This is a genomic window from Pseudonocardia sp. Ae331_Ps2, from assembly GCF_001932405.1.
In the GTDB taxonomy this organism is placed as follows: domain Bacteria; phylum Actinomycetota; class Actinomycetes; order Mycobacteriales; family Pseudonocardiaceae; genus Pseudonocardia.
Window position 1 is genome coordinate 129,886 of sequence record NZ_MCIM01000002.1, and the last position, 4,248, is coordinate 134,133.

At 66.9% G+C, this 4,248-nt stretch carries 4 protein-coding genes and 2 pseudogenes; 3 read left to right on the forward strand and 3 right to left on the reverse strand.

The genetic code is table 11. The annotated features are described in order from the left end of the window. On the forward strand, positions 1-716 hold a 716-nt coding region (locus Ae331Ps2_RS29075; protein WP_139319268.1), incomplete at its 5' end, for an IS256 family transposase. Positions 717-845: 129 nt separating this feature from the next. On the opposite strand, the pseudogene Ae331Ps2_RS33745 reads toward Ae331Ps2_RS29075, so the two are convergent. The 3 genes and pseudogenes from Ae331Ps2_RS33745 to Ae331Ps2_RS29090 all read right to left on the reverse strand — a co-directional run. Beyond that, a pseudogene (locus Ae331Ps2_RS33745) lies at positions 846-1,493 on the reverse strand (IS3 family transposase); the annotation flags it as partial. Beyond that, the gene (locus Ae331Ps2_RS29085) at positions 1,490-1,801 is read right to left on the reverse strand and encodes a transposase (protein WP_158071584.1); all 312 of its coding nucleotides are present in this window, start codon (positions 1,799-1,801) and stop codon (positions 1,490-1,492) included. The gene Ae331Ps2_RS29085 and the pseudogene Ae331Ps2_RS33745, both read right to left, overlap by 4 nt. A gap of 70 nt (positions 1,802-1,871) precedes the next feature. Further along, positions 1,872-2,261 (reverse strand): annotated as a pseudogene (locus Ae331Ps2_RS29090) (RtcB family protein); the annotation flags it as partial. A gap of 6 nt (positions 2,262-2,267) precedes the next feature. Between Ae331Ps2_RS29090 and Ae331Ps2_RS29095 the strand changes: the two are divergent. Together Ae331Ps2_RS29095 and Ae331Ps2_RS32845 are read left to right on the forward strand one after the other, a co-directional pair. Further along, positions 2,268-2,804: an ISAs1 family transposase gene (locus Ae331Ps2_RS29095; RefSeq protein WP_075313183.1), complete on the forward strand. Its 537-nt coding sequence runs from the start codon at positions 2,268-2,270 to the stop codon at positions 2,802-2,804. 866 nt (positions 2,805-3,670) lie between these two features. Then, the coding region (locus tag Ae331Ps2_RS32845; RefSeq protein ID WP_254864925.1) for an IS30 family transposase at positions 3,671-4,248 on the forward strand (578 nt) is incomplete at its 3' end.

Sequence of the window (4,248 nt, forward strand, 5' to 3'; positions counted from 1 at the left end):
GCCTCGCCGAGCACAAGTTGTGTCTGCTCGTGCTCATCGGAGTCCGCGCCGACGGGCACAAGGAGCTCGTCGCCCTCGTCGACGGCTACCGGGAATCGACCGAGTCCTGGGCGGACCTGCTGCGCGACTGCGCGCGGCGCGGCATGCGCGCCCCCGTCCTGGCCGTCGGGGACGGCGCGCTCGGGTTCTGGGGCGCGCTACGGGAGGTGTTCCCCGAGACCCGTGAGCAGCGCTGCTGGGTGCACAAAACCGCCAACGTCCTCGCCGCCCTGCCCAAGTCGGCGCATCCGGGAGCGAAGAAGGCGCTGACCGAGATCTGGAACGTCGAAGACAAACACAAGGCCCTCGGCGCCGTGACCTGCTTCGACGCCGCCTACGGGGCAAAGTTCGGCAAGGCCGTGGCGAAGGTCCGTGACGACCTCGATGAGTTGCTCGCCTTCTACGACTTCCCCGCCGAGCACTGGCAGTACCTACGCACCACGAACCCGATCGAGTCCACGTTCGCGACCGTCCGCCACCGCACCCGCGTCACCCGCGGGCCCGGCTCACGCACCGCCGGGCTCGCGATGGCGTTCAAACTCATCGAAGCCGCCCAGGACCGCTGGCGCGCCGTGAACGGCCCGCACCTGGTCGCGCTCGTCCGCGCCGGAGCAGTCTTCGAGGCCGGACGACTCGTTGAACGACCCGACGACCACACCCACACCGAAGCCGCCTAAAAGATCTTCATCCACAGGTCTTGACGATTGCTCGCCGGCGGATCCGGCGCGCGCCTGGGGTGCGGGCTGATCATGGTCTACCGCGACAGCATCGAGCGCCGTATGTCCGACGTTGGACCCGGTCGACGGGGCGACACCGGCGTCGACCAGGCGCTGGGTGAACCGCAGCGCTGTGTACTGGGCTCCCTTGTCGCTGTGGAAGATCAACTGGCCGGGGCGCAGGTCCCGCGAGCGCAGGGCGTGGTTGAGCGCGGTGAGCACCAGCGCGGTCGTCGCACGGGAGTCGGTGGCCCAGCCGACGACCCGGTTGGAGAACGCGTCACGCACCGAGGCCATCCACAACACGCCCTCGCCGGTGACGATCCGGGTCAGATCGGCCACCCACACCCGGTTCGGCGCGGCCGCGGTGAAGTCGCGTTCGAGCAGGTCCGGCGCCGGCCGGTGGGCGGGGTTCTGCCGGGTCGAGCCGCCCTTCCAGCCGCGGCGCAGGTGGGCGCCCTGCAGGCCGTGCTCGCGCATGATCCGCTCGACGCGCTTGCGGCCGACGTGCACGCCTTGGCGGCGCAGCTCGAGCCAGACCCGCGGGGATCCGTAGGCGGTGGCGAACTCGCTGACCGAGCGGATCTTCACGATCTGTTCGAGGAGCACGGCGTCGTCGAGGTGGCGCTGAGAGGGGTTCGCGCGGCGGGTGCGCCAGTCGTAGTAGGTCGAGACCGGCACACCAAGGACCCGTAGTACGAGACCGGCGGGGAAGCCATGGGCGTCGACGAAGCTCATGACCACCTCCGGGTCGGGCCGATCTCGGAGGCGAAATAGGCGCTCGCCGCGCGCAGGACCTCGTTGACCCGCCGCAGCTCGGCGTTTTCCTTCGCCAGCCTGCGGTTCTCGGCGAGCATGTCGGTCGACGGCCGATCATGGCGCTCGCCGGTGTCGGCCTCGGCTTGGCGGACCCAGCTGCGCAGGGCCTCGTGATGCACCCCGAGCTGCTGCGCGAGCGTCCGGAACGTCGGGCGAGGGTCGGACTCCCGATACAGCCGAACCGCCCGTTCACGCAGCTCATCGGGGTACTTCTTCGGTGCAGTCACCAGTGCCTTCCTTCCTGGCTCTCAAGATCGAACCAGTGTTCAGACACTCCGGCAAAGCGGGGGAACCTCACAGCTCGATCATCACCCGCCGGTTGAGCCGCGCGTACTCCTGCGCCCAGTGCAGGTCGGCCCGGTAGGCGTCCATCTGCGGGGTGCCGGCGAGGAACACGGCCAGGTCGCGGTCGGGCAGCTCCTGGTTGTGCGGCAGCACCTTGGCCTTCTCGATGTGCAGGTTGGCCAGGATGTTGCCGATCCCCCGCGACCCGGAGTGCAGCATCAGCCAGACCCGGTCGTCGCCGTCGAGGCAGAGCTCCACAAAGTGATTTCCGCCCCCGAGCGAGCCGAGCTGCTGGTGGGCCTTGCCACGCAGCTTGTCCTCGCTGGTCCAGGACGCATCGCGCAGATGGTGCAGCCGGTCGAAGCCGCGCCAGAACCCGGCCCAGTCGAGCTCGGTGGGCACTACCTGATGACGGTCAAGGCTAACCAGCCCACGCTGCTGGCCCGGCTGCGTGCGCTGCCCTGGAAGATGACCGGGCCGGCCGCCCGGCAGCGGGCCCGTGGCCACGGGCGGGTCGAGACCCGCACGATCAGCGTGCTCTCCCTGCAGCGGTGCCCGGACCGGGGCGGGGAGTTCTTCCCACACGCCGCCCAGGCCATCCGGCTCATCCGCCGGCGCCGCCCGCTACGTCCGGGCGCACGGTGGAAGACCGTGACCGTCTACGCGATCACCAGCCTGACCGCGTTCCAGGCAGACCCGATCTTGCTGGCCCGCTGGATCCGCGGGCACTGGAACATCGAGAACCGGCTGCACTGGGTCCGGGACGTCTCCTTCGACGAGGACCGCTCCCAGACCCGCACCGCAGCCGGACCGCAGGTCATGGCCGCCCTGCGCAACCTCGCGATCGCCGCACTCCGACTGACCGGGACCACCAACATCGCCGCCGGACTACGCCACCACGCCCGAGACGCCCACCGGCCCTTGACCACCTACAAGATCATCTGACGACTTTGCCGGGGCCCTGGCTGCGCCCCAGCTACACTCCAAGAACTATTCGAATCCCCCCAGGAGATCCAACTTCCGCCGCAGTCCAGGACAACGGCATGCGACCGGCAACGCTAACTCGATAGACCTTGTTTTTCAAAACGCCATCAACCTTAAAGCTAAATTGACACGAACTCCCCACAATGATAGAGTCGCTTAGTTGCCCGGAGCCTATCAATTGCCTCTTCGAGTTCAGCACGGAAATCAGTCCTCCCGCCCGCACTCCTTTGAATTCTCCAGACCCTGCGCAGCCACCGGAAGAGAGAGGGAAGAAGCCGTCCACAACCTTCCGAGAAGGCGATGTCATCAATCCCACGACCTTTCCCTCTACGGTGACTCTACCTTCTTCTGTCATGACCAGAAGTCCTGTCACTGCAAGCAAGATAAATAATATCGACCCGGTCGATACTGCGACAACTCGGAATCGCCTCGAGCGGCCACTAATGACTCTTAAGAGACGCTCCCGAGTTCGCAATGTAACCGTATCCTGATCATCACTTCGCAGTAGCCCCGAACCTTCTCCGCGACTCTCCGACCTCTCGCCTTGACCCATCGGATCAAAAAGACTCACTACTCAGTCCTCATTTCTTTACAGGACTCCATGCCATCTAGGCTGGCCGCTCGGTGTCCTGGGCTCGGTGCGACGGTGCGGTCAGTCGGATTGCGCGTTCTCGGTCCTGTCTGCTAGAAGGAATAGGGCCGCGGTGATTACTGCGGCGACTACAAGTAGAGTATAGGTGACGTCCCATCCGTAGCGTTCGGTGAGTTCAGCCGGTCGTAGCACTTGATCTTGGTTGTTCGGCGGGACAGGATGTTCCGTGCGTGAGATGTTGATGTTGTCGGATCGGGAGGAGATCTCGAGGGGTCTCGCGGAGGGCTTGTCCTACAAGCAGATCGCCTCGGTGGTGGGTCGTGATCGGTCGGTGATCTCTCGTGAGGTCCGTCGTCACGGCGGACGCTACGAGTACCGGGCCGCGGCAGCGCAGGAACGGGCCCTGGCGGCGCGGGAGCGGCCGAAGCAGTTCGCGGTGGACCGTCACCCGCGGTTGCGCGGGATCGTGCATGCTCTGTTGCGTGGTGGCTGGTCACCGGCCTCGATCGCGGGCCGGTTGCCGACCGAGCACCCCGATGACGAGGCTTGTCGGGTGTCTCACGAGGCGATCTACCAGTGGATCTATGCCACCCCGGTGTCCACGCTGGCCCGCGAGCTGCTCGCGCTACGGTCCGGGCGCACCGCCCGACGAGGCGGCGCCAAGCCCCCACCGGCCCCGCGGATCAAGGACCCGACCTACATCGACGCCCGCCCCGCCGACGCCCAGGGGCGCGCCGTGCCCGGCCACTGGGAGGGTGACCTGGTCATCGGCAAGAACGGCAAGACCGCCGTCGCCACGCTGGTCGAGCGCAC